The organism is Dyella sp. LX-66 (assembly GCF_018599165.1).
GTDB lineage: Bacteria > Pseudomonadota > Gammaproteobacteria > Xanthomonadales > Rhodanobacteraceae > Dyella_D > Dyella_D marensis.
On record NZ_JAHFVJ010000006.1, the window covers coordinates 289,671 to 314,911 of the forward strand.

21 protein-coding genes are annotated in these 25,241 nt (G+C 68.8%); 7 read left to right on the plus strand and 14 right to left on the minus strand.

Annotation, left to right across the window (positions count from 1 at the left end):
• Nucleotides 1-40 precede the first annotated feature (40 nt).
• The 6 genes from rmuC to KK141_RS14170 form a co-directional block, all read right to left on the minus strand.
• Nucleotides 41-1,492: a DNA recombination protein RmuC gene (rmuC, locus tag KK141_RS14145; protein WP_214587346.1), complete on the minus strand. Its 1,452-nt coding sequence runs from the start codon at nucleotides 1,490-1,492 to the stop codon at nucleotides 41-43.
• Nucleotides 1,493-1,552: 60 nt separating this feature from the next.
• Nucleotides 1,553-2,464 (minus strand): hypothetical protein, encoded by a 912-nt coding sequence (locus KK141_RS14150; RefSeq protein WP_214569897.1) that lies wholly within the window; start codon nucleotides 2,462-2,464, stop codon nucleotides 1,553-1,555.
• A gap of 47 nt (nucleotides 2,465-2,511) precedes the next feature.
• On the minus strand, nucleotides 2,512-3,690 hold the full coding sequence (locus KK141_RS14155) for a class I SAM-dependent rRNA methyltransferase (protein WP_214569896.1): 1,179 nt from the start codon (nucleotides 3,688-3,690) through the stop codon (nucleotides 2,512-2,514).
• A gap of 46 nt (nucleotides 3,691-3,736) precedes the next feature.
• Nucleotides 3,737-4,174, minus strand: a complete 438-nt coding sequence (locus KK141_RS14160; RefSeq protein WP_214569895.1) for a hypothetical protein — start codon at nucleotides 4,172-4,174, stop codon at nucleotides 3,737-3,739.
• A gap of 142 nt (nucleotides 4,175-4,316) precedes the next feature.
• Complete coding sequence (locus KK141_RS14165) at nucleotides 4,317-5,495, minus strand: glutathionylspermidine synthase family protein (protein ID WP_214569894.1); 1,179 nt, start codon at nucleotides 5,493-5,495, stop codon at nucleotides 4,317-4,319.
• Entirely contained in the window at nucleotides 5,495-6,055 is a 561-nt protein-coding gene (locus tag KK141_RS14170) for a DUF1190 domain-containing protein (protein ID WP_214569893.1), read from the minus strand. Before KK141_RS14170 ends, KK141_RS14165 begins: the two co-directional genes overlap by 1 nt.
• Before the next feature lie 240 nt (nucleotides 6,056-6,295).
• Between KK141_RS14170 and KK141_RS14175 the strand changes: the two genes are divergently transcribed.
• Nucleotides 6,296-9,253, plus strand: coding sequence for a LysM peptidoglycan-binding domain-containing protein (locus KK141_RS14175; protein WP_214569892.1), 2,958 nt, complete (start codon nucleotides 6,296-6,298; stop codon nucleotides 9,251-9,253).
• A 24-nt stretch (nucleotides 9,254-9,277) separates the two neighbouring features.
• On the opposite strand, the gene KK141_RS14180 is transcribed toward KK141_RS14175, so the two are convergent.
• Together KK141_RS14180 and KK141_RS14185 are read right to left on the minus strand one after the other, a co-directional pair.
• Nucleotides 9,278-10,228, minus strand: a complete 951-nt coding sequence (locus KK141_RS14180; protein ID WP_214569891.1) for a serine/threonine protein kinase — start codon at nucleotides 10,226-10,228, stop codon at nucleotides 9,278-9,280.
• Nucleotides 10,229-10,427: 199 nt separating this feature from the next.
• Nucleotides 10,428-10,871: a hotdog fold thioesterase gene (locus tag KK141_RS14185; protein WP_214569890.1), complete on the minus strand. Its 444-nt coding sequence runs from the start codon at nucleotides 10,869-10,871 to the stop codon at nucleotides 10,428-10,430.
• A 63-nt stretch (nucleotides 10,872-10,934) separates the two neighbouring features.
• Here KK141_RS14185 and KK141_RS14190 point away from each other — a divergent pair, with 63 nt between their 5' ends.
• Nucleotides 10,935-11,993 (plus strand): 2Fe-2S iron-sulfur cluster-binding protein, encoded by a 1,059-nt coding sequence (locus tag KK141_RS14190; protein WP_214569889.1) that lies wholly within the window; start codon nucleotides 10,935-10,937, stop codon nucleotides 11,991-11,993.
• 64 nt (nucleotides 11,994-12,057) lie between these two features.
• On the opposite strand, the gene KK141_RS14195 is transcribed toward KK141_RS14190, so the two are convergent.
• The 3 genes from KK141_RS14195 to KK141_RS14205 form a co-directional block, all read right to left on the minus strand.
• On the minus strand, nucleotides 12,058-12,501 hold the full coding sequence (locus KK141_RS14195; protein ID WP_167255196.1) for a rhodanese-like domain-containing protein: 444 nt from the start codon (nucleotides 12,499-12,501) through the stop codon (nucleotides 12,058-12,060).
• 111 nt (nucleotides 12,502-12,612) lie between these two features.
• Entirely contained in the window at nucleotides 12,613-13,029 is a 417-nt protein-coding gene (locus KK141_RS14200) for a hypothetical protein (RefSeq protein ID WP_214569888.1), read from the minus strand.
• Between the two features lie 60 nt (nucleotides 13,030-13,089).
• Nucleotides 13,090-13,557, minus strand: a complete 468-nt coding sequence (locus KK141_RS14205; RefSeq protein WP_214569887.1) for a YiiD C-terminal domain-containing protein — start codon at nucleotides 13,555-13,557, stop codon at nucleotides 13,090-13,092.
• Nucleotides 13,558-13,715: 158 nt separating this feature from the next.
• Between KK141_RS14205 and KK141_RS14210 the strand changes: the two genes are divergently transcribed.
• The 3 genes from KK141_RS14210 (at nucleotide 13,716) to KK141_RS14220 (ending at nucleotide 16,903) form a co-directional block, all read left to right on the plus strand.
• Nucleotides 13,716-14,480 (plus strand): uroporphyrinogen-III synthase, encoded by a 765-nt coding sequence (locus tag KK141_RS14210; protein WP_214569886.1) that lies wholly within the window; start codon nucleotides 13,716-13,718, stop codon nucleotides 14,478-14,480.
• Between the two features lie 75 nt (nucleotides 14,481-14,555).
• Entirely contained in the window at nucleotides 14,556-15,647 is a 1,092-nt protein-coding gene (locus tag KK141_RS14215; RefSeq protein ID WP_250901752.1) for a uroporphyrinogen-III C-methyltransferase, read from the plus strand.
• A complete protein-coding gene (locus tag KK141_RS14220; protein WP_214569884.1) occupies nucleotides 15,644-16,903 on the plus strand; it encodes a heme biosynthesis HemY N-terminal domain-containing protein in 1,260 nt (419 codons plus the stop codon). Before KK141_RS14215 ends, KK141_RS14220 begins: the two co-directional genes overlap by 4 nt.
• A 27-nt stretch (nucleotides 16,904-16,930) precedes the next feature.
• Here KK141_RS14220 and KK141_RS14225 read toward each other — a convergent pair whose 3' ends face one another.
• On the minus strand, nucleotides 16,931-17,266 hold the full coding sequence (locus KK141_RS14225) for a hypothetical protein (protein WP_214569883.1): 336 nt from the start codon (nucleotides 17,264-17,266) through the stop codon (nucleotides 16,931-16,933).
• A 128-nt stretch (nucleotides 17,267-17,394) separates the two neighbouring features.
• Between KK141_RS14225 and uvrD the strand changes: the two genes are divergently transcribed.
• Nucleotides 17,395-19,605, plus strand: a complete 2,211-nt coding sequence (gene uvrD / locus KK141_RS14230; protein ID WP_214569882.1) for a DNA helicase II — start codon at nucleotides 17,395-17,397, stop codon at nucleotides 19,603-19,605.
• An 84-nt stretch (nucleotides 19,606-19,689) separates the two neighbouring features.
• Here the strand turns inward: uvrD and KK141_RS14235 are convergent, their stop codons facing one another.
• Nucleotides 19,690-19,908: a hypothetical protein gene (locus tag KK141_RS14235; RefSeq protein WP_214569881.1), complete on the minus strand. Its 219-nt coding sequence runs from the start codon at nucleotides 19,906-19,908 to the stop codon at nucleotides 19,690-19,692.
• 69 nt (nucleotides 19,909-19,977) lie between these two features.
• Complete coding sequence (locus tag KK141_RS14240) at nucleotides 19,978-21,588, minus strand: alpha-glucosidase family protein (RefSeq protein WP_214569880.1); 1,611 nt, start codon at nucleotides 21,586-21,588, stop codon at nucleotides 19,978-19,980.
• Between the two features lie 449 nt (nucleotides 21,589-22,037).
• On the opposite strand from KK141_RS14240, the gene KK141_RS14245 reads away from it, so the two are divergent.
• Nucleotides 22,038-24,935 (plus strand): TonB-dependent receptor, encoded by a 2,898-nt coding sequence (locus KK141_RS14245; protein WP_214569879.1) that lies wholly within the window; start codon nucleotides 22,038-22,040, stop codon nucleotides 24,933-24,935.
• Nucleotides 24,936-25,241 lie beyond the last annotated feature (306 nt).

Sequence of the window (25,241 nt, forward strand, 5' to 3'; positions counted from 1 at the left end):
CGGATGCGCCTGTGTTGGGGTTCGCTGCGCTCACCCCCACCTACGCCAGGGAGGGGCGCGCGGGGGGGGGGTGGTCAGCCTCGATGCTCGGCGCCTCCCCCAGCAACTGCTGCACCTGCTCCCCCGGCAGCGTCTCCACATGCCGCAGCTTCCGCTCGATCGCACGCGTACGCACGCCCGCCTGATCGATCACGTTGCTCGCTTCCGTAAGCTTCTTGCGCGTCTTCTCCAGCACGCCGGCGAACTTGCCGAACTCCGTCTTCACCGCCGCCAGCAGCTGCCACACCTCGCTGCTGCGCTTCTCGATCGCCAGCGTGCGGAAGCCCATTTGCAGGCTGTTGAGCAGGGCAGTGAGGGTGGTGGGGCCGGCCAGGGTGATGCGGTAGTCGCGCTGCAGCAGGTCGGACAGGCCGGGACGGCGGATCACTTCGGCGTACAGGCCTTCGGTGGGCAGGAACAGGATGGCGAAGTCGGTGCTGTGCGGCGGCGCCACGTACTTGCCGTGAATGCGCTTGGCCTCTTCGCGCACGCGCACTTCCAGCGCGCGGCCGGCGGCGAGCGCGGCGTCGGCATCGGCCGCCTCTTGTGCGTCGAGCAGGCGCTGGTAGTCCTCCACCGGGAATTTCGCGTCGATCGGCAGCCACACCGGCTGCTCGTCCTGGCCGCCGGGCAGGCGGATGGCGTACTCCACGCGCTCGGCGGAGCCGGGCACGGTGGCGATATTGGCGGCGTACTGCTCGGGAATCAGGATCTGCTCCAGCAGCGCGCCGAGCTGCACTTCGCCGAAGGTGCCGCGCGTCTTCACATTGGTCAGCACGCGCTTGAGGTCGCCCACGCCGGTGGCCAGGCTCTGCATCTCGCCCAGGCCGCGCTGCACCGCTTCCAGCCGCTCCGAGACCAGCTGGAAGGACTGGCCCAGGCGCGTCTCCAGCGTGTTCTGCAGTTTCTCGTCGACGGTGGCGCGCATCTGTTCGAGCTTGGCGGCGTTGTCGTCCTGGATCGCCTTGAGCTTGCTCTCCAGGGTGGCGCGCACTTCGCCCAGGCGTTTTTCGTTGTCGGCGGTGAGCGCGGCCAGGCGCTGCTGCTGCTGTTCGCCGAAGCGGTTGAGAGCGAGCGTGAGTTCCTGGCGGCTGTGGCGCGCGTCTTCGGCCAAGCGCTGGGCCAGCGCCTGCAGGCCGGCGTCGGTGCGTTCGGTCAGCAGATTCAGGCGCTGGCCGAAGCCGTCGATGCGCTCGGCCTGGTGCTGGCTCATGCCGCCGAGCTGCTCGCCCATATGCACGCGGAAGCGGTCGAAGCCCTGCTGCAGTTCCTCGCGGCCGGAGCGCTGTTCCTCGCGCAGGCTGCGCTGCAGGCGCTCGCCGTCGTCTTTCAGCGCATCCAGCCGCGCGTGCAGGCCGCCGCCGTCGCGTGAACGCAGCAGCACGGCCAGCAAGGCCAGCGCGGCCAGGACGAGCAGGATCAGGACAAGCAGCAGGACTTCGGTAAGCGACATGGCGGTTCCACACGGCAAGGCGCCAAGTGTACGCGCCCGCGTCTCATCCGCCGGGACCGCTCAGTGCGGAACCGGGGTGAGCTGCCAGTAATCCGCGGGAAAATGCAGCCGCAGCACGGCCAGCTCGTCCGAGGCGGCCGGCGGCGCGTAGGGCGTCGAGGTGCAGCCGTTGGCGATCTGGCGCGCGGCAGCGAGGCGCATGCGGCCGAACATGCCGCGGCCGGACTGCTGGTCGGCGACCACCTCCCTGCCGTTGGTCTCCACGTCTTCCTGGCCCACCGAGATGCTGAAGCCGTCGGGCGAGATGCCATCCGTGTAGCCGGCGGGAACCGGCATGCCCGGCGGGCGCAGGCTGATGGCCATCTGCCTGCCGCAGCTGCCGACGCTCACCACCTGGATCGACGCCATCAGCGTGCGCAACAGCGTGTCTTCGACGGTGATGAGGTCGCCGCCCGCCTGGCCGGCCGGCATGTCGATGCGCACCATGTACGCGTAGATGCCGTGGTGGAACAGATAGGTGTGCGAGTCGACTTCGCCGTGCTCGGTCTTCATGCGCAGCGACATGACGCGTCCCGTCCAGCTGCTGCCGTCGCTCCGGCGCAGCGCGTAGTCGGTGGAATCGCGCCACTGCGTAACGGTGTACGCGCCTTTGTCTTCGGCGATGCTGACGTCGGCGCGGAACTTCGCCTCCATCGTGGCGACGCTGGCGCTGCCGCCGATGGGATAGATCATCACGTCGGTGCTGAGCGAGGGCGCCACCGAATCGTTGAACGTCAGGGCCACGCCGCCAGCCAGCTGACCTTCGTCGCCGTGGTTCACGGCGCGCGCGAGCGTGTACTCCGAGGTGTACTTCGGCACGATGATGTAGGTGTCTTCGATGGGAACGCGCGGCTTTGCGCCGGGATTGTCCTGGGCATGGACGGCGCACAACGAAAGACAAGCGAGCGCGAAGCTGGCGGCGATCCTGCGCATACGGTCGATTCCTCTTCGATCCTTTTGTGTCCGTTGGCTGACGGGCCTTACCAGACCCGGCAGAACACCGCTTTCAGATAACGCCCTTCCGGCACGTCGCTGCGCACCGGATGATCCGGGCCGGCGCCGCGCGCTTCCAGCACCTGGATCTCGCGGCCGGCGTTGAGCGCCACACGGCGCAGCATTTCCAGGAAATCCGCCTCGCTCACCAGCCCCGTGCACGAGCAGGTCAGCAGCAGGCCGCCCGGCGGGATCACGTCCAGCGCGAGGCGGTTCATGGCGAAGTATTTCTTCAGCGCATCGACCACGCGGTTGCGGTCGCGGGTGAGCTTGGCCGGGTCCAGCACCACGGCGTCGTACTGCTCGCCGCGCGCGACGGCCGCGCGCAGCCAGTCGAAGATGTCGGCCTGTTCGAACTTCGCGTCCACACCGTTGGCCGCCGCATTGGCGCGCGCCACGTCCAGGATGCCCGCGTCCATGTCCACGCCGGTGGCCTCGCTGGCGCCGCCGGCCAATGCATGCACCGCGAAGCCGCCGGCGTTGCAGCACAGGTCCAGCACGCGGCGGCCGCGCGCCAGTTCGGCGAAGCGGGCGCGGTTGTCGCGCTGGTCGGCGAAGAAGCCGGTCTTGTGGCCCAGGCCCGGCGCGGCATGGAAGCGCAGGCCGTGCTCGTGCACTTCCACCGGCGCGGGCGCCTCGGCGGCGCGGCAGTCGAAGGATTCCTGCTTCTGCACGTGGCTTTCGGTGAACCAGTACAGGCGCGCGCCGGGAAAGTGCTGCAGCAGCGCGGCGTGGATCGCCTCGCGGAATTTCCACATGCCGGCGGCGAAGTATTCGATCACCAGGATGTCGGCGTAGCGGTCCACGATCAGGCCGGAGAGCCCGTCGCCTTCGCTGTGCACCACGCGCCAGGCGTCGGTGGCCTGGTCCAGCGCCAGCCAGTCGCGGCGCAGCTGCACGGCGCGGGCGATGCGCGCGGCGATCCAGCTGGCGTCGATGGCTTGGTCCGCGTCGGCGGTAAGCAGGCGCAGCGCGATGCGCGCATGGCCGTTCCAGAAAGCCCGGCCGACGAAGCGGTCCTTGGCGTCCACCACCTCCACCACGCTGCCGGGCGGCAGCCGCTCGGCGGGCTTGTGCACCTGGGCGGACCACACCCAGGGGTGGCCGGGCATGCGGTCGGACTTCAGGCGGATGACGGGCAGGGCGGGGGAAGCGAGGCTGTTCATCCGCCCATGATAGCGGCTGCGCCGCGCTTTCCCGCCGAAACGGCGCTCAGCGCAGCCGCAGCGCCAGCCAGGACAGCAGGGCCAGCAGGTTGATGCCCAGCCGCGACACGGCCGGCCCGGCCACCGCCAGCACGAAGCCCTGCGAACCGATATGCCAGTCCAGGCCCAGGTGCGGCGAGGACTGCAGGGTGGCGAAGATATTCACGAAGGCGCCGCAGTGCAGGCCGTAGCTGAGCACCGGCATGGCGATCAGCGGCAGCTGCAGCAGCTGGGCGATGCGCGAGAAGGTCACGCCGCGCTCGGTATTGCCCAGCAGCTCGAAGCCCGCCACCAGCACGAAGCCGTACAGCGCCAGCCCGATCACCGCCACGATCGAATCGTGCGTGCTGCCCAGCGGCAGCAGGCGGCGCAGCATGGTCACCAGGCCGTAGAAGCCGCCGGCGACTTCGAGGATGCCGATCAGGCGGAAAAGAAAGCTGCGCACGCGGGGGTTCCGTTTGCCAAAGAGCGGCAAGCTTAGCCGGACGGAACGGCAGTGCGTAGGTTGGGGTGAGCGCCAGCGAACCCCAACATGGGCGTCGCTAAGGTGCGGGTGGCTGTTGGGGTTCGCTGGCGCTCACCCCAACCTACGCCATCAGCACGCCGCGCGGTTCATCCACGATCGCATGCGGCACGAAGCGCGCCCCGTCCTGCGTGACCAGCGAGCGGTCCTCGCGGATACCCATGCCGCAGGCGCGGTCGGCCACCACCCAGCTGCCGATCAGCGGGAAGGCGCCGCCCAGATCCGGCAGCGGATGCCAGGCCTGGCGGATGCACGGCCCGGTGTAGGGGCCGCCGGTTTCCACGCGGCGCCCATCCGGCAGATGCATGGCGACATTGGCGCCTTCGCGCGAATGCAGCGGCTTGCGCACCCAGCCCGGCTGCAGTGCGGCGCCGTCGTCGAATGCGGCCGGCAGCAGGTTGGGGTGGCCGCGGTGCTGTTCCCACAGCAGCGGCAGGATGCCCTTGTTGCTCAGCACGGCTTTCCACGGCGGTTCGATCAGCTGCAGGCGCGAGCCGGGCAGATGGCGGCCGAACTCCTCGCGGAACAGATCCTCCAGCGGATACAGCTTGAACAGCGCGCCGATCACGCGGTCGTCCAGGTCGGTGAAACGCCCGTCCGCGCTGATGCCGATGTCTTCGATGGCGATCTCGCCACTGTCGATGCCGGCCTGCAGCGCGCAGTCGCGCAGATAGCCGACGGTGCCCTGGTCCTCCGCCGATTCACGCAGCGCGGCGAACAGGAACGGCCGCGCGATGTCGCGCGCGATCGCGCCGAAGGCTTCGATCAGGGCTTCCTGGATGGAGTTGAACTGGTCCGCGCCGGCGGGCAGGCCGTTGCGCGCGAGCTGGTTTTCCAGCCATTCCCACTGGAAGAACGCGGCCTCGAACAGTGAGGTCGGCGTGTCGTAATTGAACTCGTACAGCTTGGCCGGCCCGCGGCCGTCGTAGGCGAAATCCATGCGGCCGTAGAGATGCGGCTGGCGTTCGCGCCAGCTGCGCGCGATCCAGTCCCAGTACGGCTCGGGGATGGCCAGCCGGCGCAGCTGCTGTTCGCTGGCGACGATGCCGTCGACCAGGTCCAGCGCCATGGCGTGCAGTTCCTCGGTCGGCGCTTCGATGTCGTCTTCGATCTGGCGCAGCGAGAAGGCGTAGTAGGCCGACTCGTCCCAGTACGGCTCGCCATCGATGGTGTGGAAGACGAAGCCGCAGTCCTCGGCGCGGGCGCGCCAGTCCGGCCGCTCGCGGATGGCGATGCGGCGCATCAGCTGCCGGCCCGGCCGCGGAAGGAGGAACCGAAGCCGCCGCGGCTCACGGTGACGGCGCGGTCGGGCGTGGCGCTCACCGGCACCATGGCGCGCGAACCGCCGCTGTAGGCGCTATAGCCGCCGGTGCCGCTGCCTGGGGTGGTGCGGCGATCGTTCGGATCCGGCTGCTGCCACTGGCCCGCGGTGTTGCGGAAGGCCGGCCCGCCGGTGAAGCCCGGCGTGACGTTGCCGTTGCGCAGCATCTGCGAGACGAAGAAGCCGGCCATCATCGGCCCGAAGAAGGAATGGCCGCCGCTGTCGCGGCGTTCCTCGCAGCGGTCCCAGTCGTAGGTGGCCGCGCATTCCTGGCGGTTGGCGAAGCGCGGGCCGTTCTCGGCGGCGTCGGCCTTGGCCTTGGCGAAGGCCTGTTCGCAGGTGGCGCGGTCGCTGGTCTGCGCCACGCAGGCGTCCACCGAGGTGTACAGGCCCTCGCGGGTGGCCTCGTCGTCGCCGCAGGCGGTGAGGCAGAGCGGCACGCTGCTCATCAGCAGCAGGGCGGCGGTCCTTGAGCGTTTCATCCCGGCTTTCCCTTGCAATATCGCGGTGTCGAAGCGGCAAGCATGCCCGTGCCAAGGGACGGAAGGAAGTTCCGCCCGGCAAGTTCTTTCGATGGCGGGCGACATGGGGCGGTCACAATGCGACCGCGTTCATGACAGGGCGAAGTCCAGTCCGGACCTAGGGTTAGCCCCAGTAGGCGGCTCCGGGCGCGGGGTTTTCCAATAGCGCCTCCCCTGTTCCTTTCGCAAAGGCTTACGACCATGGCGATCCCGCGCGATCTCGGCATCCCCGCCTACACCCCGCCGCCGCCCCCGCCGCCGCCGCCGGAAAAGTACCGCGTGGAGCACGGCGACACGCTCGACGGCATCGCCAACAAGTTCGGCACCAGCGTGGAGGCGCTGCAGCAGGCCAATCCGGCCGTTTCCGGCGGCCGCATCATGCCCGGCGACGTGCTGAAGATGCCCCCGGCCAATGCGCCGGCCGTGGCGGGCGTGCCGACCCCGGTGCCCACCCCGCAGCAGCAGGTGAACCGGGCGCTCAACAACTACAACGAGGCGGTGGCCGACAACCGCAGCGCGGACCTGCCCGGCCTGCAGGACAAGCTCGACCAGGCTGTCAATGACGAAGTGCAGGCACGCCTGAAGGAGCCGGTCAACGACGGCCTGACCCCGCAACAGCGCAAGCAATTGGGCGAACAGCCGCCGAGCCTCGCCGAGCGCGAGAAGTCCGCGCGCACCGACATCCTGGGCCGCTACCAGGGCGATGCCGCGATCCAGCACGCGGTGGACAAGCAGGAAGCCGACAGCCTGGTCGCCGCCAACGACCGTGCCGGCTACACCTCGCCGAAGGACAAGCTGCTGGCGCTGGACACCTCGCTGAAGAACGCCAGCTCCGACCAGGTGCGCAAGCTGGCCGAAGCGAACCCCGGCTTCGCCAAGACCGTGCAGGACGCCGCCAACTGGGCCGCCCAGCCGTACAAGGAAGAGCAGCTCACCAACAGCAACCAGATCGAGCCGAAGGCCAAGCAGGCGGACGAATCCGCCGGCCGCTACGCCGAACTGATGGCGGGCTTAAGCTCGCCCGCCGCGCGCGCGTCCATCGCCGCGCAGGGACGCACGCAGATGGAGCAGCTCACCCATTTCGCTTTCCTCTACGACAACGAGCAGCGCCACTCCGGCAACATCCTCACCAGCCTGTCCACCGTGGTGGGCACGCTGCGGCAGAGCGATCCGGCCGCGGCGCAGTCGCTGGCCGACGATCTCGCCGGCCAGCTGCCCGACCCGCGCATCGTCGCCGGCGGCATGAATACGCAGTCGATGCTTACCTCGATGGCGGCGCAGTCGGACGATCCGACCCTGGCGCTGAGCTTCGTCGACAAGGTCAGCCACGGCGGCTACGAGCGCATCACCGGCCCCTGGGTGGAGCAGACCAAGGCCGAGCTGTTCAAGACGGTGGCGAACACGCATTACCGCGTGGACGGCGCGATCGACTCCTACGTCAAACTCACCGGCGAGTTGAACAGCCTGATCGCCAAGGAAGGCAAGTCGATGACGGCCGACCAGCTCAAGACGGCGATCGACAAGTACAAGCAGATGAAGGGCCCGGGCTGGGAAAAACAGGTGGCCGACGCGCAGCAGCTGATCGCCGACGACGGCAAGCTGCTGCTCTCGCAGCAGACAGCGCTGGCGCAGTGGGCGGCCAATCATCCGGGCGACCAGAAGGCGGTGAACGACACCATCGGCAAGCTGCTCGGCAGCGACAACAACGCCGCCGCGATGCGCCTGGCCGTGCAGAACGACCCGACCATCCTCAAGGGCGAACCGGGCCAGGCCCTGCTCAACCAGTGGGCGCAGTACGGCAAGGTCGCCGACCAGGCCGGCCGCAAGCTGACCCAGGAGCTGGGCACCAACTACGTCAAGGGCCGTCTGGACGACCTGCGCGAGCAGCTGTCCAAGAGTAATGACGTTGCGACGCGCACCAAAGTAATCCAGCAGCTCGACGACCTGGGCAACAACAAGTCGCTGGCGGCGGTGCTGGGCTTTGACGGCGACAAGGTCGGCAGCCTGAAAGAAGCCACCGACGTGCTGAAGAGCAATCTTTCCGACTTCGACGCGCTGGCCAAGGACGCCAAGACACCGGACGCGCTGAACGAGTCGCTGAAGTCCGGCCTGAAGGACACCGACGGCAAGCTCGGCAAGATCAAGGGCTTCGACAACGGCACGGCGGTCAGCACGCTGTTCCGCGCCTTCAGTGTCGGCGCCGCGGGCCTGAGCCTGGCCAATGCCTTCGACAAAGTCGGCACCGGCAAGACCGGCACCGAGGAATTGCGCAACGACATGTCCGCGCTGATCGGCGCCGCCGGCTTCAGCCAGAAGACCGCGGGCCTGGTGACCAGCGTGGGCTGGGCGCCGAAGGAAAGCCTGTGGGGCACGGTGGGCCAGCGTTCGGTGGACCACTGGGTGAACATCTTGTCCGGCGGCATCGATATCTGGAAATCGGTCGACGCCTTCGGCAAGGGCGACGGCACCGAGGGCGCGCTGTACGCCACCACCGGCGTGGGTTCGATCATGTGGGCGGCGGGCAATGCGGCGGCGGGCGGCGAAGGCATGCTCGGCGCGGCGCTGGCCGGCGGGGCGGAGCTGGGCACCTGGGCCGGCCCGATCGGCATCGGCCTGGTCGCGCTGGGCACGATCGGCCTGATCGCCTACCAGAGCAAGAAGGACAACGACGCCGCCGTGCCGGGCCGCGAAGCCTTCCTGCAGGGCCTGGGCTACAACGAAAGCGCCTCGCAGGCGCTGGGCGCCTGGCACAGCAAGGACGACCAGCCGGCGGCCAACATGCTGATGCGCTACGGCGAACTGCACGGCATGAATGCGCAGCAGACCATGGCCTGGTTCAACGGCCTGGGCGCCGACCAGCAGAAGACCTTCGCCGGCGCGATGGTGTCCTCGCTCGATACGGTGGGCGGCGACCCGGCGAAGTTCCAGCGCACCGACCGCAACGACGGCAACTGGGACGACCTGGCGAACCACAACGGCCTGGTCGCCGGCAACGTCGATCACGGCCTGTTCGGCAGCGGCCCCGGCGTGCTGATGCGGGGCAGCATCATCGCGGGCAATCCGTTCCCGGTGAACAGCGAGGAGAAGCCGGCCTCGGCGCATCAGCTCGACGTGGTGCTGAAGAACGTGCTGGGTGTCGATCCGCCGCCGTATCACTGAAGCCCGGCGACAGCCGGGCGCCGCTCAGGCGCCCAGGCTGTCCGCCAGTTCGTGCAGATCGTCGACGTGCTGGTCCCACCAGCGCGCTTCGCCCGCAAAGGGGAAGGCCGCGGGGAAGGCCGGATCGTGCCAGCGCGCGGCGATCCAGCCGGCGTAGTGCAACTGGCGCATCGCGCGCAGCGCGGGCACCAGGGCCAGTTCGATGCGGTCGAATTCGCGGAACTGCTCGTAGCCGGTGAGCAGCGCTTCCATGCCGGCGTCGTCGCTGGCGAGCATCCACAGGTCCTGCACCGCGGGGCCCATGCGCGCATCGTCGAGGTCGACGAAGTGCGGGCCGCCATCGGTCCACAGCACATTGCCCGGATGGCAGTCGCCATGCAGACGCAGCTGGCGCACCGGGCCCACGGCTTCCATGCGCAGCGCGACCGCTTCGTCCACGCGCTGCGCGGCGACGCGGTAGCGCGACTGCACATGCGCCGGCAGCAGCGGCGAGGCCAGCACGGCCTGCATCGGCTGTTCGATCAGGGTGGCGCGGTCGATGCGGCCGCGCTGCGCGAACGGCGTGCGCGCGCCGATCAGATGCATGCGCGCGATCAGCCGTCCCAGCCATTCGAGCTGGTCGGCCGATTCCAGCGACGGCGCGCGGCCGCCGCGGCGCGGCGTCAGCGCGTAGCGGAAGCCGGCGTGATGCAGCAGCGTGCGTGTGCCGACGACCAGCGGCGCGACCAGCGGCAGTTCGGCCTCGGCCAGTTCCTGCGCGAAGGCGTGTTCTTCGAGGATGGCCGCATCGCTCCAGCGCTGCGGACGGTAGAACTTCGCGATGACCGGCTGCGCATCGTCGATGCCCACCTGCCACACCCGATTTTCGTAGCTGTTGAGCGCGAGCAGGCGGCCGTCGGGATAGAGGCCGCAGGCAGCGACGGCATCGAGGACGTGATCGGGGGTGAGGGCTGCATACGGGGCGTCTTGGGACATGCGAGGCATCTCTGCTCCCTCTCCCCGGCGGGGAGAGGGTTGGGGTGAGGGGGACCTACGGAGCGGTGAAGCGGGAGCGCAAAAGCGAGCGACGCTCCGTCGATCCTCCGTCGCGAGCACCCGCCCCTCATCCGCTGCGACCGAAGGGAGTCCCCGTGGGACCGGCACCTTCTCCCCGGCGGGGAGAAGGGCTCCACGATTACTTCAGTCCGACCACTCGCGACGGAATCACCGCCATGGTGATGCGCGAAATGCACACCAGCTCGCCGGCCTCCGTCTCGATGCGGATCTCCCACACCTGGGTGCTGCGCCCGATATGCACCTTGCGCGCGGTGCCCACTACGATGCCGCTGCGCACGCCGCGGATATGGTTGGCATTGATGTCCAGGCCCACCGCGGCTTCCTGCGCCGGGTCCAGGGTGAGCATCGCGGCGGTGCTGCCCAGGGTCTCGGCCAGCACCACCGAGGCGCCGCCGTGCAGCAGGCCATAGGGCTGGTGGGTGCGCCGGTCCACCGGCATGGTGCCCTGCAGCCAGTCGTCGCCGACGGCGGTGAAGCGGATCCCCAGCGCTTCCATCATGGTGTCGGGGCTCCAGCCGTTGAGGCGCTCGAGGTTTGTGTCCTGCTTCCAGATGGCTGTCATGGTTGATACTCCCGGGTTCAGACCGCATTGTCGGTCGACCGCTGTCGCCGCGACAATCGATCCGTGTTCACCGTCACCCTCAAGCAGTCCGGCCGCCGTTTCCCGGTCGAGCCCGGCGAAACCGTGCTGGAAGCCGCACAGCGCGCCGGCATCGCGCTGCCGTATTCGTGCCGCGCGGGCGTCTGCGGCAGCTGCAAGGCCACCCTGCTGGATGGGCGCTGCGAATATCCGCGCAATCCTCCGCTGGCCCTGAGCGGCACCTCGCCGGCCCAGCACGCGGTGCTGCTGTGCCAGGCAGTGCCGTGCGGCGACCTGGTGATCGCCGCACGCGAAGTGACTTCGGTGGAAGACATCGCGCGCCGCCGCCTGGACGTGGTGGTAGCGGAAAAAACCGCGCTGGCGCCGGATGTGGTCGGCCTGCGCCTGGAGCCCGCGCAGGGCGAGGCGCGGCTGAACTGGCTGCCGGGGCAGTACCTGGACGTGCTGCTGGAGGACGGCCGGCGCCGTCCGTTCTCCATCGCCGGCGGGCCACGCGCGGACGGTTCGATCGACATGCACGTGCGCCACGTGGCCGGCGGCGGCTTCACCTCGTGGGTGGCCGACGGCCTGCGCGTGGGCGACACCCTGCGCATCGAGGCGCCGCTGGGCACCTTCGTGCCGCGCGAGGATTCGGAGCGGCCGATGGTGTTCATGGCCGGCGGCACCGGCTTCGCGCCGGTGAAGGCGATCGTCGAGCACTTCGTCGCGCTGGGCACGCGCCGCCCGATCGAGATCTACTGGGGCGCGCGCAACGCCGCCGACCTGTATCTGATGGAGCTGGCGCGCGGCTGGGAACGCACGGCGCATGCGCTGCGCTTTCATCCGGTGCTGTCCGACCCGGAACAGGCCGCCGCCAGCGGCCTGCGCGCGGGCCTGGTGCACGAGGCGCTGCTGGAAGACCTGCCGGACCTGTCCGGCCACGACGTCTACATGAGCGGGCCGCCAGCGATGATCGACGCTGGCCGCAAGCTGTTCCTCGATGCCGGCCTGCCGGAAGAGCGGCTGTACTACGACTCCTTCGAGTACGCGCCGGACGTGCTGGCGCAGATCCTGGCCGGCCGCGCCGGCCTGGTGCACGCCTGAGCCAAACGAAAAAGCGCGCCCTGGGGCGCGCTTTCCGCATCGAACCCGGATATGGGCGCGGACCTTACTTGCCGCCCTTGGCCACCGGCAGCTGCGCCTGCTGCCAGGCCAGCACGCCGCCGCCCAGGGTGTAGACCTTGCCGAAACCGGCCTTGATCAGGCGCTGCGCGGCCTTGTCCGTGCTGCGGCCGTCCTTGTCCATCAGCACCACCGGCAGCTCCTTGGCCTTGGCCAGGTCCTTCTGCTCGGGGTCGAACTGGCTCATCGCCACGTGGCGGGCGCCGGGGACGTGGGCTTTCTCGAAGTCCGCATAGGCGGACAGGTCGATCAGCAGCGGGCTCTCGCGATTGATCAGCAGGGTGAGGCCGGCCGGCGTCAGCTCCTTGTACTTGCGCAGCAGGCGCATGATTTCCAGCACGATGATCGCCACCAGCAGGATCACGAACAGCGCGGCGAGCGCCAGATGGTTGCCGATGAACTGGGGCAGTTTGTGCAGGAAATCGTTCATTCGATGGTTTCCGCGGGTGCGGCGATGAGAGTGAGCCGGCGATTATAGGGGGTAAAGCCGCTCTCCCTTCCGGTCGCCGAGGGAGAGGGGCTCCAATTCGGGGGACGGGGATTACTGCTCGGCGGTGAGGTCCGGCAGGCCGGTGAGCAGCCACCAGTGGTTGGTCTGCGGGTCGTAGCGCCAGGTCTGGCGGTCGATCACGGTGCGCTCGGCCTGGGTATTGTTGTTGACCATGCTGATCGCGACCACCTGGCGCACCTCGTTCTCGCCGCCGGCCGCCGGGCCGCCGCCGTCGTCGTAGCCGGTCACGCGGAATTGGTCGAAGCGGGCCATTTCCAGCTGGGTCGGCAGGTGCTGGTCGCGCACCTTGGGGTCGATGAACTGCAGCGCGCTGCCGAAATCGCCCCAGCGCACCACGCTGGCATAGGCGTTGAGCGTGTTGGTGAGGGCCTCGTTGCGTTTGTCGCTGGCGCAGCCGGACAACAGGAAGGTACAGAGCAGGACAGCAAGGACGAGCAGGCGGCGCATGGCGCATTCCCCCAAGGAAGACCCGCCCATTCTGCCGCAAGCGGGCGCCGGCCCGCTCGCTCAGTCCCGGCGTTTTGCGACGAAGCGCGCGCTCAAGGTGGCGGCGGGCTTGTCCGCCTGCTCGCCGGGCACGCGGCAGGCCACTTCGATGCGTGCGCGGCCGCGCGTGCGCAAGGTGTGGAAGAACGCGTCCCAGCTGGCGCCGTGGGCCAGGCGCGCCTCGCTGAGGAAGTCCTCCCACACCGGCGCCAGGTAATGCACGTTCGATTCGGCGACGAACACATCGCAATCGAAGCCGCGGCGGCGCAGTTCCAGTTCCACCAGGCCCCAGCCACTGAGCGTCATCAGGCTGACCAGGCTGCCGCCGAAGGCGCAGCCCTTGTCGTTGATGTTCGGCGGCAGCGGCGCGAGCACGGCCAGGTGCTCCTCGTCGTGACTGTGCAGGCGCAGGTCCATGCTGTGCGCGAGGGGAATCGAGTCGCGGATGAACGCGATCAGGTCCTGGGCGGACGAGGCGGTGATGCTCATACGAAAGATGCCGCGCGGGGAAACGGGGGATGGGGAGCCGCCAAGTTTAGCGTGGCCCGGGCGGCGTGGGATGGGCCGCAAGTCGCGGGGCGGCCCCGCAAGAACGCGCGCCATGCGCGGCCTCGGTACACTCCGGGTGTTTCCTTGTCAGGCAAGCCATGAGCCGAGCCAGCGCCCGTGTTCCCTCTTCGCTCGCCGGCCGCGTGGTGGTGATCACGCGGCCCGCCGGCACCGCTGGCGCGCTGGCGCGCCAGGTGCGCGCGCTCGGCGGCGAGCCGTTGTCACTGCCGGGCCTGTCGCTGCGCGGCGCCGAGGATGTGCGAGGCGCCACCACCGCCCTGCGCGCGGCGCTGCGCGATGAAGTGCTGGTCTTCACCAGTCCCGCCGCGGTGCGCTTCGCCGCGCAGCTCGCGCCGCTGCGCACGCGCGCCACGGTGCTGGCGGTGGGCCAGGGCACGGCACGCGCGCTGCGCCGGCACGGCATCGCGGCGATCGCGCCGCGGCGGCAGGACAGCGAAGGCCTGCTCGAACAACCGGCGCTGCAGGATCTGCGTGGACGCCGCGTGGCCCTGATCGGCGCGCCTGGCGGCCGCGGCCTGCTGCGCGAACAGTTCGCGGTGCGCGGTGCGGAACTGCGCGAGCTGCATGTCTATCGCCGCGTGGCGCCGCGGCTGCTGCGCCGGCATGTCGACGCGGTGGCGGCGCTGCCGCGCTCGGCACGCGTATTGCTGTCGAGCGTCGAGGCGCTGGACAACCTGCGCGCCCTGTTGCCGCCCGCCGTCTGGAGCCGCCTGTGCACCGCCACCGCCATTGCGAGCAGCGAACGGCTGGCCGCGGCGGCGCGGGCTGCGGGTTTCGCGCGCGTGCGCATCGCCGCGTCGGCGATGGCCGCGGATCTGCTGGCCGCCGCGGCGCGGCGCTAGTCCTCGGCGCGAAACGCACGCTTTTCACGCCCGTTTGATGCGAACCGGCGCACGCGGGCTGCTAGCATGGCGCGCATGAGCCAGGACAACGCCATGTCATCGAGCGGCGCGCCCGCGCCCGCCCCTTCCGCCGCGCCGCGCCGCGGCGGCACCGTCGCCCTTGCCACGCTGCTCGCGCTGGTCGCCCTCGGCGGCACCGGCTACGTGGGCTGGCGCCAGTACGTGCAGGAAACCGGCGTACGCGGCGCCACGCAGACCGCCGCGGGACTGGAGACGCGCGTCGCCAACATGGAGCGTGCGCTCGAAGCGATGGAGAACGAGCGCGGCCTGCTGCGCCAGCGCCTGGGCGACGCCGACCAGGTCAACCGCTCGCTGCGCGAAGAACTGCTCGGCCAGTCCGAGCGCACGCGCAATCTCGAAGACGCCGTCGCCAAGCTGTCGGACAAGACCTTGTCCGGCCACGACGGCATGCTGCTGGACGAAACCGAAACCCTGCTGCGCATGGGCAAGGAACGCTATGCGCTGTTCCACGACGCGCAGGGCGCCGCCGCGGCCTACGCGCTGGCCGACCAGACCCTCGCCGCGGTAAACGACGGCGCCTTCTCCGGCCTGCGCCAGAGCGTCGGCGCCGAACGCGAAGCGCTGGGCAAGAGCCAGCCGGCCGGGCAGGCCGCCGCGCTCGATGCGCTCACCGGGCTGCGCGCGGCTTCCACCGCGTGGCCGCTGAAGCCGCTGGATCATGCCGAGGATGCCGCCGCCGCCGACACCGCATGGGCGCGCGTGCGCCGCTCGCTCGGCGACGTGATCCGCGTACAGCGCACCAACACCGCGCCGCTGGCCGTGGCCGATGCGCGCTTTGCGCGCGAGCTGGTCGGGTTGGACCTGGCGCAGGCGCAGGCCGCGCTGCTGGCCTACGACGCCGAGGGCTACGCGGACGCGCTCAAGCGCGCCGATGCCAACCTCGCCGCGCAGTTCGATGCGAACGCACCGGCCGTGCAGCAGGCGCGCGCGAAGCTCGCCGAACTGCAGCACCAGTTGCCGGTGGTCGCGCCGGTGCAGCTGGGCGCCGCGCTCAACGAGCTGCGCAACCTGCGCGCGGTGCATGCGCTGCGTCCCACGGCGGAAACGAAAGCGGAAGCGAAGCCCGCAGCCGGGGCCAAGCCATGAACCTGTGGCGCTGGATCCTGCTGCTGGTGGCCGTCGCCGCGGTCGCCGCGTTCGGCTGGCATTGGGTGGCCGCGGACCCTGGCTATATGCTCGTGCAATTACGCGGCTGGCAGGCGGAGATGTCGGTGGTCGCGGCCGTGGTCGCGCTGCTGGTCATCTGGGGCCTGCTCGGGCTGGCGTGGCGGCTGGCGCGCTGGCCGTTCGGCGCGCTGTCGCGCCGCCATCGCCGGATCAGCCGGCAGCGCCTCGGCGACGGCCTGGTCGCGCTGATGGAAGGCCGCCACGGCGACGCCGAGCGCGACCTCAACCGCGCCTCGCGCCTGGACAGCCTGCGCGGTCCCGCGCTGCTCGCCTCGGCGGAAGCGGCTTCGCGCCGCGGTGAACATGGCCGCGCGCTGGAAGCGCTGGCCGAAGCCGGCCAGTCCTCGCCGCGTGCGGCGCGCGTGCTGCGTGCCCGCGTGCTGCGCCGCGACGGCAAGGCCGCCGAAGCGCTGGCGCTGCTGGCGCCGGAAGCGGATGCCGGCACGCTCAGCCCCGGCGGCTGGCGTGAGCTCGCCATCGCCGCGCTCGACACCGGCGATTTCCGCCGCGCCCGCGAGGCGCTGGAACCGCTGCAGAAAAGCGGTGCGCTCGGTTCGAAGAACTACGCCGTGCTGGAAGGCCAGATCCTGTCCGCCTCGCTGCGCGCCGCGCCGGATGGCGCCGCGCTCAACCAGCTGTGGTCGCAGCTGCCGAAATCGCAGCGCCGCGCGCCGGCCGCGATCGACGCCTATGCGCGCGCCGCGTCCGGCTTCGGCATGGCGCTGGCGGCGATGGACGAAGTGGAATCCGCGCTGCGCCGCGAATGGTCGCCGCTGCTGATCGAAACCTATGGCGTGCTCGGCGACGACAGCCTCGATGCGCGCCTGCGCCGCGCCGAAGGCTGGCTCGACACGCATCCGAACGATCCCTACCTGCTGCTCACCCTGGGCCGCATGTGCGTGCGGCTGAAGCTGTGGAGCAAGGCGCATGCGTACCTGGAGCGCTCGCTCGCGCTCAAGCCCACCGCCGAAGTGTGGGAAGCGCTGGGCGATGCCTATGCCGGCGAAGGCGACGACGCGCTGGCCAAGCAGTGCTACCGCAACGCGCTGGCGTTCCATCGTGGCGCCGCGGTGCTGCCGCTGCCGCAGGACAAGCTGCGCGGCCCGCGCCTGGACACGCGTCCGGTGGCGGTGGAAGAGCGCAGCGAACACGGCGTGCCGCGCCTGCCCGAGTAAGCCAGGCGCCGCTTCAACAAGGCCATCTCAGCCTTTCGACACCGCCCAGGTAAGAAAGCCGGCGTTGACCGTGGTCAGCGTCAAGGCCAGCAGGAACAGCGCATCGGAAATCCGTTCCAGCCGGTGGTTGCGCGCCAGGCTGCGCGTGCGCAGCGCCCAGTACGAAAGCAGGCAGGCCAGCAGATAAAGAATGGTGTTGAGCGCGAGCAGGTCGTTGCCGACCGTGTCGACGCGGTGCATCGACACCGCCACGTGCAGGATGCCGATCACCGTGATGCACACGCCGACCATCGCGGCCGACGCGGTGAAGATATGCACGCAGATATCGCGGTCCAGCGGCTTCGTCTTGGGCGACCAGTTCATGGCGGCGGCTTGCAGGTGGGGACATGCTGGAGACCGGCGCTCCGCCGCCTCGGTTCGCGGACAGGTTCTTGCGTTCAGCGGGCGCCCACATTCCAGTCAACGAGACCCGGGCCGGCTACAATTGCCCGATGGATGTCTCGCATTTGATCGACAAGCTCAATGACGCGCAGCGCGAAGCCGTCTGCGCGCAACCCGGGCACTATCTGGTGCTGGCCGGCGCCGGTTCCGGCAAGACCCGCGTCCTCACCCACCGCATCGGCTGGCTGACCCAGGTACTGCAGGTGCCGCCGTGGGCGATCCTGGCGGTGACCTTCACCAACAAGGCCGCGGGCGAAATGCGCGGCCGCCTGGATGCGCTGATCGGCGCCGGCACGCAAGGCCTCACCGTCGGCACCTTCCACGGCATCGCGCACCGCCTGCTGCGCCGGCACTGGCGCGAGGCGGGGCTGCCGGAAGGTTTCCAGATCCTCGACGCCGACGACCAGCAGCGCATCGTCAAGCGCGTGGTCGCGGGGCTGGGCCTGGACGAGGCCAAGTTCCCGCCGCGCCAGGCCACCTGGCAGATCAACAGCTGGAAGGACGAAGGCAAGCGGCCGGATGGCATCGAGCATCGCGACCATCCGGTCACGCGCACCTTCGTGCAGATCTACCAGGCCTACGAAGAAGCCTGCCAGCGCGCCGGCCTGGTCGATTTCGCCGAGCTGCTGCTGCGCGCGCACGAGCTGTGGCTGAAGAACCCCGCGGTTCTTGAGCACTACCAGCAGCGCTGGCGCTATCTGCTGATCGACGAATTCCAGGACACCAACACCTTGCAGTACGCGTGGATTCGCGTGCTCGCCGGCAGCACCGGACAAGTGTTCGTGGTGGGTGACGACGACCAGGCGATTTACGGCTGGCGCGGCGCCAAGGTGGAGAACGTGCAGCAGTTCCTGCGCGATTTCCCCGGCGCCAAGACCATCAAGCTGGAACAGAACTACCGCTCCACCTCCACCATCCTCAAGGCCGCCAACGCGGTGATCGCGCGCAACGGCAGCCGCCTGGGCAAGCAGTTGTGGACGGATGGCGAGGACGGCGAGCGCATCGCCGTGTATGCCTCGTACAACGAGCAGGACGAGGCGCGCTATGTGATCGAGCGCATCCGCGAATACATCGCCGAGCATGGCGATGCGCGCGACTGCGCCATCCTGTACCGCTCCAACGCGCAGTCGCGCAACTTCGAAGAGCAGCTGATCCAGCGCGACATCCCGTACCGCGTCTATGGCGGCCTGCGCTTCTTCGAGCGCGCGGAAATCAAGGATGCGCTGGCCTATCTGCGCCTGTCCGCCAACCGCCACGACGACGCGGCCTTCGAGCGCGCGGTGAACACGCCGCCACGCGGCATCGGCGACCGCACGCTCGACGCGCTGCGCAAGCGCGCGCGCGGCGAAGGCACCTCGCTGTGGGAAGCGGCTTTGAACGAGCTGACCGGCGGCCGCGAACTGGCCGGCCGCGCGAAGAACGCGGTGAAGGCCTTCCTGCAGATGATCGACGAGATGGCGCGCACCTTCGCCGGCAAGGCCGACGGCGATGCCCAAGCCACCGCGCTGGCGCTGGCCGAGCAGATGGAACATGCCATCGCGCATACCGGCCTGCGCGACTTCTACGAGAAGGACAGCCGCGGCAATGCCGAATCGCGGGTGGAGAACCTGGACGAACTGGTCAACGTGGCCAGCCGTTTCGAGCCGACCGCGGAAGATATCGAGGCCGGCCTGAGCGAGCTGTCGGCGTTTCTCTCGCACGCGGCGCTGGAAGCCGGCGAAGGGCAGGGCGAATCCTGGGACGACTGCGTGCAGCTGATGACCCTGCATTCGGCCAAGGGCCTGGAGTTTCCGGTGGTGTTCCTGGTCGGCATGGAAGAAGGCCTGTTCCCCAGCCAGCGCTCGGTCGAGGACGAAGGGCGCCTGGAAGAGGAGCGCCGCCTGGCCTATGTCGGCATCACCCGCGCGCGCGAGCGGCTGGTGATCACCTACGCCGAATCGCGCCGCATGCACGGTGTGGAAATGCTGGCGCGCCCGTCGCGCTTCCTGGCCGAGGTGCCGCCGGACCTGGTCGACGAAGTGCGCCCGCGCGTGCAGGTGACGCGGCCGCTGTATGCCGGCCGTTTCGCCGAATCGGCATCGTCGTCGCTGCAGGAAGATCTGCCGGTGAAGCTTGGACAGCGCGTGAGCCATCCGAGCTTCGGCGAAGGCGTAGTGGTGAGCGCCGAGGGCAGCGGCGCGCATACGCGGCTGCAGATCAATTTCGAAGGGGCGGGAAGCAAGTGGCTGGTCGCGGCGTACGCCAACCTGACCCCTTTGTAGAAGCGCCGGCGTAGGGTGGGGGGGGGGGGGGGGGGGGGGGGGGGCGCCCCCCCCCCCCCCCACCCCACGCCTGGCGTTTTCGCTTCAGCCCTTGCGGACGAAGCCGCCGATGGCGAGCAACGCACCGACCACGATGCCGGCAATCCCCATCCACGTCGGCACCGCCTTGTCATGCGTCGCGGTGATCTTCGCCGAGCCCAGCTGCACCAGCGTGTCGGTCTGCTGGTAGGTGGCCTGTCCGGCCAGCACCCAGATGCCGGCGGCGACCAGGATCAGTCCAAGAACGATCAGAACAGCGCGCATGCGGGAACTCCTTTCGACACGGTGCCGCCGATCATAGGCGGCGCCGCGTGAACGCAACAGCCGCCCCGCTCAGGCCAGCCGCGCGAACAGCAGGCCGTGCGGCGGCAGGCGCAGTTCGCCGCCTTCGAGCGTGCCTTCGGCCAGCCCGTGGCCGCCGATGCGCTCGCCGGCCACGGGGAGCGCGATCGTTGCGGGCGACGGACTGAGATTGAAGGCCGCCAGCACCGTCTGCCCCGCATGCGTGCGGGTAAAGGCCAGCACCGGCTCCGGCGCGTCGAGGAAACGGATGTCGCCCCAACGCAGTTCCGCCTGCGCGTGCCGCCACTGCATGAAGCCGCGGAAGCCATGCAAGGCGGAGGCGGGATCGAGCTCCTGCCGCGACACCGCCAAGGCGCGATGGGAGGCCGGCACCGGCAGCCACGGCGCGCCGCTGCTGAAACCGGCATGGGCCGTTTCGTCCCAGGGCATCGGCGTGCGGCAGCCGTCGCGGCCCTTGAAGGTGGGCCAGAAGGTGATGCCGTAAGGATCCTGCAGTGCTTCGTAGGGAACCTCGGCTTCGGTCAGCGCCAGTTCCTCGCCCTGGTACACGCACACCGAGCCGCGCAGCGAACACACCATTGCGGTGAGCATGTTGGCCAGGCGCACCGACGCATCGCCGTTGCCCCAGCGGCTGAGCACACGCTCCACGTCGTGGTTGGAAATGGCCCAGCACGGCCAGCCCTCGGTCATCTGCGCTTCGAGCTGCTCCACCGTGCCGCGGATATGCGCCGCGCTGAAATCGTTGGTGAGCAGTTCGAAGCTGTAGCCCATGTGCAGGCGATGGCCGCTGGTGTATTCGGCCATGGTCGCGAGCGAGTCCTCCGACGAGATCTCGCCCAGCGCCGCAGCGCCGGGATAGCGGTCGAGCAACTCGCGCAGCTCTTCGAGAAACGCGAGGTTCTCCGGCTGCGTGTTGTTGTAGTAGTGGTACTGGAAGGCGTACGGATTGTCGGGACTGAAGCCGCGGCCCACGCGCATCGCTTGCGGCTTGGGCGGGTTGTCGCGCAGCTGGCGGTCGTGGAAGCAGAAGTTGATCGCGTCCAGGCGCAGTCCGTCCACGCCCTTGTCCAGCCAGAACCGCACGTTGTCCAGCACCGCGCGCTGCACGTCCGGATGGTGGAAGTTGAGATCCGGCTGCGAGGTCAGGAAGTTGTGCAGGTAGTACTGTCCGCGCCGCGGCTCCCACTGCCAGGCCACGCCGCCGAACAGCGACATCCAGTTGTTCGGCGGGCTGCCGTCGTCCTTCGCGTCGGCCCACACGTACCAGTCGGCTCTGGCGTTGTCGCGGCTGCCGCGGCTTTCCTTGAACCATGCGTGCTGGTCCGAGGTGTGGCTGAGCACCTGGTCGATCATCACCCGCAGGCCCAGCGCATGCGCCTTCGCCAGCAGGCGGTCGAAGTCCTCGATGCTGCCGAACAGCGGATCCACCGCGCGGTAATCGGCGATGTCGTAACCGAAGTCGGCCATCGGCGAACGGAAGAACGGCGCGATCCAGATCGCGTCTACGCCTAAGCCCGCGATGTAGTCCAGGCGGTCGACGATGCCGGGCAGGTCGCCCACGCCGTCGCCGTCGGTGTCCAGGAAGCTGCGCGGGTAGATCTGGTAGATGACGGCTCCGCGCCACCAGGGTGTTTCACTCATGTCCCGTAATCCCGAGGCTCTTTCGCGCACGTGGCGGCAAGGCGGTGCGCAGGTTGCGGGGCAGCTTAAAGGCAGGCCATGGCGGCGACGGGTTTCATGCATACGTATTCAAGAAACGAGGATTTTGCAGCGCAGCAGCACGCGTGCGCCGCACGCGCGGCGTGTGCCCGGCCATCGCTTGGATCGTGGCAAGTAGCGGGTGGCGTGTCACCGGGCGCAGTCGAAGAAACGCCAGATATGCGTGACGCGCCACGCCCGCGCCATCCGTTTTTTGTCATGGGTGCACAAAAAAACCGCCGCATGAATACGTATGCATAACTGCATCCCCTCCGGAAAGCCGGTCCTACCATGGCCGCCACGTGAAAACGCGATTCACAAGACAAGCCGGCCGCAGCATCCGCGCGAGCCAGCACCCGTAGTGACGATTCAAGCCCTGGGGAGGGGACAAGGTGATCCTGAAACGCAACGTATTGGCCATGGCGCTGGCGTCGGCCGGCTTGTGCTTTACCGTCGGCATCCAGGCGGCTCCGGCCGGCACCGATAACGGCGCGGCTGCTGCCGCCGCTGCTCCGGCCCAGGATGCGCAGCAGTCCGGCCAGGCGGCGTCCTCCGACCAGGACAGCCGCAAGAAGAGCAGCGAAGAGCAACTGGCCAAGAGCCTCGCCGGCATCACGGTCACCGGCTACAGCAACAGCGTGCAGAAGTCGATCGACTACCAGCGCTACGCCGACACCATCCAGAACGTGATCACCTCCGCCGACATCGGCGGCCTGCCCGACCAGTCGATCGCCGACGCGCTGACCCGCCTGCCCGGCGTGACCGCCGAGCGCATCGCCGGCCAGGCCTCGCAGGTGAATATCCGCGGCCTGTCGGGCAACTTCATCCAGACCACGCTCAATGGCCGCGAGCAGCCGTCGACCAGCGGCAGCAACTACATCCAGTTCGACCAGTACCCGTCCGAGCTGATCAACATGGCGACGGTGTACAAGTCCTCGCAGGCTTCGCTGGTCACCGGCGGCGTGGGCGGCACCATCGGCCTGCAGACGGCCAATCCGCTGGAAGCGCCGAAAGAACAGAACCTCAATGTCGACGCGCGCGGCAGCTACAACAGCCAGGCCAGCGACGTGGCCGGCGCCAGCGCCAAGGGCTACCGCATCAGCGCGGCGTACCAGGGCAAGTTCCTGGACAACACGCTGGGCATCGGCGTGGGCGTGGCGCAGATGTACCAGCCGCACGTGTCCGAGCAGTTCGTGGGCGAAGAGAGCGACGGCAACCAGGTCACCTTGGCTGACGGCCGCAAGGCTTACCTGACGCGCGGCTTCCAGATGCAGCAGAACGGCGGCAATGAGCGCCGCACCGGCGAAATGGCCACCGTGGTGTGGAAACCCACCAGCGAGCTGCAGGTCTCCGGCGACGCGTTCTATTCGAAGTTCAACAACACCTCGTTCGGCTACGGCTACCGCACGCAGTCGATCTACGGCAACAACACCCAGATCAACAATGCGGTGCTCGGCCCCCTGGGCACGATGACCGGCGGCACGGTCAGCGGCGACGGCACCACGCAGTTCTCCAACGAGACCACCGCGGACAACTACACGACCAAGACCAGCGTGTTCTCCGGCGGCATCAACCTGAAGTGGAACCACGACCGCTGGCATATCGACTCGGACATCTCGCTGTCGCGCGCCTCCAGCAACGAGATCAACGTGGACACCACGGCCGATCCGTACAGCGGCCTGGGCACCGCCGGCCAGCAGCTGATGGCGCAGTCGGCTACTTACCAGCTGCGCGGGCGCGATATCGGCACGGTGTCGTACGCCAACCCGAACCAGTACACCGACCTGAGCAAGATGGGCCTGTCGCGCTATGGCGTGTATCCCTACATCTATCACGACAAGATGAAGGCGTTCCGCACCAGCGTGAAGTACGACCTGCCCAACAGTTCGTGGTTCTCGGCGCTGGAAGCCGGCGTGTACGTGAATAACCACACCTATAACGCCGACCGCGAGGTGTATGTCTACGGTTCGGAGTGGGGCACGGACTTCCGCAACCCCGGTTCCGCTGGCTACGGCCAGCAGGCGCTGAGCATTCCGGCGGGCGCCGCCAAGGTGCGCTGCTGGAAGGGCGACTTCGCCGGCCTGCCGTGCTTCCTGCAGCTCAATGGCCCGGCCATTCTTGCCGCGCACGGCATCACGGCGAATCCGGTCAAGGACATCCACAACAACAACTGGTCGATGATCCAGAGCGGCCAGGTCGACGAGAAGACCCGCGACCTGTTCTTCATGGCCGACATCGACGCGCAGGTGGGTGGCCACGAGCTGACCGGCAACATCGGCATGCGCTACTCGCACCAGTCGCAGTACAGCCACGGCCTGCAGCAGGTGGGCAACGGCGCCGGCGTGCCGATCACCGATGGCAACGGCTACACCAGCACCGACTACGCGCCGCTCACCGTAGGCAAGACCTACGCCGACTGGCTGCCGTCGATGAACCTGATCTACCACCTGACCGACGACGACCAGCTGCGCTTCTCCGCCGCCAAGGTGCTGGCGCGCCCGCCGATCAACACCATGCTCGCCGGCTCCGGCTCCTGGGTGTCCAGCGGCCAGTACAACGTGTGGGGCGGCACCAGCCCGCTGCTCGATCCGCTGCGTGCCACGCAGTACGACCTGGGCTACGAGCACTACTTCGACGACTCCAGCGGCGTGATCAGCGCCGGCGTGTTCTACAAGGACATCAAGTCGTTCATCCAGCAGGTGACCTACCACAACTTCGACTTCGCCTCGGCCGGCATCCCGGTGCCGATCGATCCGACCACCAGCAAGCCCTATCTCAACGGCGACTACCAGACCGCCTACAACGCCAAGGGCGGCAAGGTGCGCGGCCTGGAGCTGGCCTTCTCCAAGACCGGTTTCCTGCCGGGCATGTGGAAGGGGCTGGGCGTGCAGGGTAACTTCGCGCTGACCTCCAGCACGGTGAGCAACCCGACCACGCTGGGCGGCCCCACCTCGTACATCGGCCTGCCGGGCCTGTCCAAGCGCGTGGCGAGTGTGGCGGTGTTCTACGACAACGGTCCGTTCTCGGCGCGACTGTCCGGCAACTACCGCTCGAAGTTCGCCTCCGACACGCAGATCGCGGTGACCAACCAGATGGTGACGTTCGCGGCCGAGACGGTGTACGACTTCCAGGCTTCGTACGACGTGAACAAGCAGTGGCGCGTGGTCTACCAGATGCTCAACATCAGCAACCAGCCGACGCGCACGTACTTCGGTGCCGATCCGTCGCAGACGGGTACCATCCAGTACTTTGGGCGCACCAGTTATCTGGGCGTGGAGTTCAAGCTGTAAGCAACGTTGGGAAGAGTGGCGCGTCTATTGGCGCGCACTCTTCGAGTGACTCCCTTCTCCCTCCGGGAGAAGGAGCCGGCAGGCGGATGAGGGTGCGGCGAAGCCTCAACGTACCGCTCCGGCCGAACCCTCACCCGCCTGCCGGCACCCTCTCCCAAAAGGAGAGGGATTCCTTAGCCAGGCGTCGAGGTTCGGCCTGGCGTATTGATTTGGAGCAAGCTATGCCGTCGTTTCGCGTACTAAGTCGTCTGACCTTTGCTTTTGCTCTAGCGCTTGGCACCTGTGTCGCGCACGCCGCCGACTCCA

Bases quoted from the DNA above. Each gene is read 5' to 3' on its own strand.
- KK141_RS14185 (WP_214569890.1), bottom strand. From the start codon at position 10,871: ATGACAGCCATCTGGAAGCAGGACACAAACCTCGAGCGCCTCAACGGC.
- KK141_RS14155 (WP_214569896.1), bottom strand. From the start codon at position 3,690: ATGAACAGCCTCGCTTCCCCCGCCCTGCCCGTCATCCGCCTGAAGTCC.
- KK141_RS14215 (WP_250901752.1), top strand. From the start codon at position 14,556: ATGAGCCAGGACAACGCCATGTCATCGAGCGGCGCGCCCGCGCCCGCC.
- KK141_RS14165 (WP_214569894.1), bottom strand. From the start codon at position 5,495: ATGCGCCGCATCGCCATCCGCGAGCGGCCGGACTGGCGCGCCCGCGCC.
- KK141_RS14170 (WP_214569893.1), bottom strand. From the start codon at position 6,055: ATGAAACGCTCAAGGACCGCCGCCCTGCTGCTGATGAGCAGCGTGCCG.
- KK141_RS14200 (WP_214569888.1), bottom strand. From the start codon at position 13,029: ATGCGCCGCCTGCTCGTCCTTGCTGTCCTGCTCTGTACCTTCCTGTTG.
- KK141_RS14195 (WP_167255196.1), bottom strand. From the start codon at position 12,501: ATGAACGATTTCCTGCACAAACTGCCCCAGTTCATCGGCAACCATCTG.
- KK141_RS14150 (WP_214569897.1), bottom strand. From the start codon at position 2,464: ATGCGCAGGATCGCCGCCAGCTTCGCGCTCGCTTGTCTTTCGTTGTGC.
- KK141_RS14240 (WP_214569880.1), bottom strand. From the start codon at position 21,588: ATGAGTGAAACACCCTGGTGGCGCGGAGCCGTCATCTACCAGATCTAC.
- rmuC (WP_214587346.1), bottom strand. From the start codon at position 1,492: ATGTCGCTTACCGAAGTCCTGCTGCTTGTCCTGATCCTGCTCGTCCTG.
- KK141_RS14225 (WP_214569883.1), bottom strand. From the start codon at position 17,266: ATGAACTGGTCGCCCAAGACGAAGCCGCTGGACCGCGATATCTGCGTG.
- KK141_RS14235 (WP_214569881.1), bottom strand. From the start codon at position 19,908: ATGCGCGCTGTTCTGATCGTTCTTGGACTGATCCTGGTCGCCGCCGGC.
- KK141_RS14220 (WP_214569884.1), top strand. From the start codon at position 15,644: ATGAACCTGTGGCGCTGGATCCTGCTGCTGGTGGCCGTCGCCGCGGTC.
- KK141_RS14205 (WP_214569887.1), bottom strand. From the start codon at position 13,557: ATGAGCATCACCGCCTCGTCCGCCCAGGACCTGATCGCGTTCATCCGC.
- uvrD (WP_214569882.1), top strand. From the start codon at position 17,395: ATGGATGTCTCGCATTTGATCGACAAGCTCAATGACGCGCAGCGCGAA.
- KK141_RS14210 (WP_214569886.1), top strand. From the start codon at position 13,716: ATGAGCCGAGCCAGCGCCCGTGTTCCCTCTTCGCTCGCCGGCCGCGTG.
- KK141_RS14175 (WP_214569892.1), top strand. From the start codon at position 6,296: ATGGCGATCCCGCGCGATCTCGGCATCCCCGCCTACACCCCGCCGCCG.
- KK141_RS14180 (WP_214569891.1), bottom strand. From the start codon at position 10,228: ATGTCCCAAGACGCCCCGTATGCAGCCCTCACCCCCGATCACGTCCTC.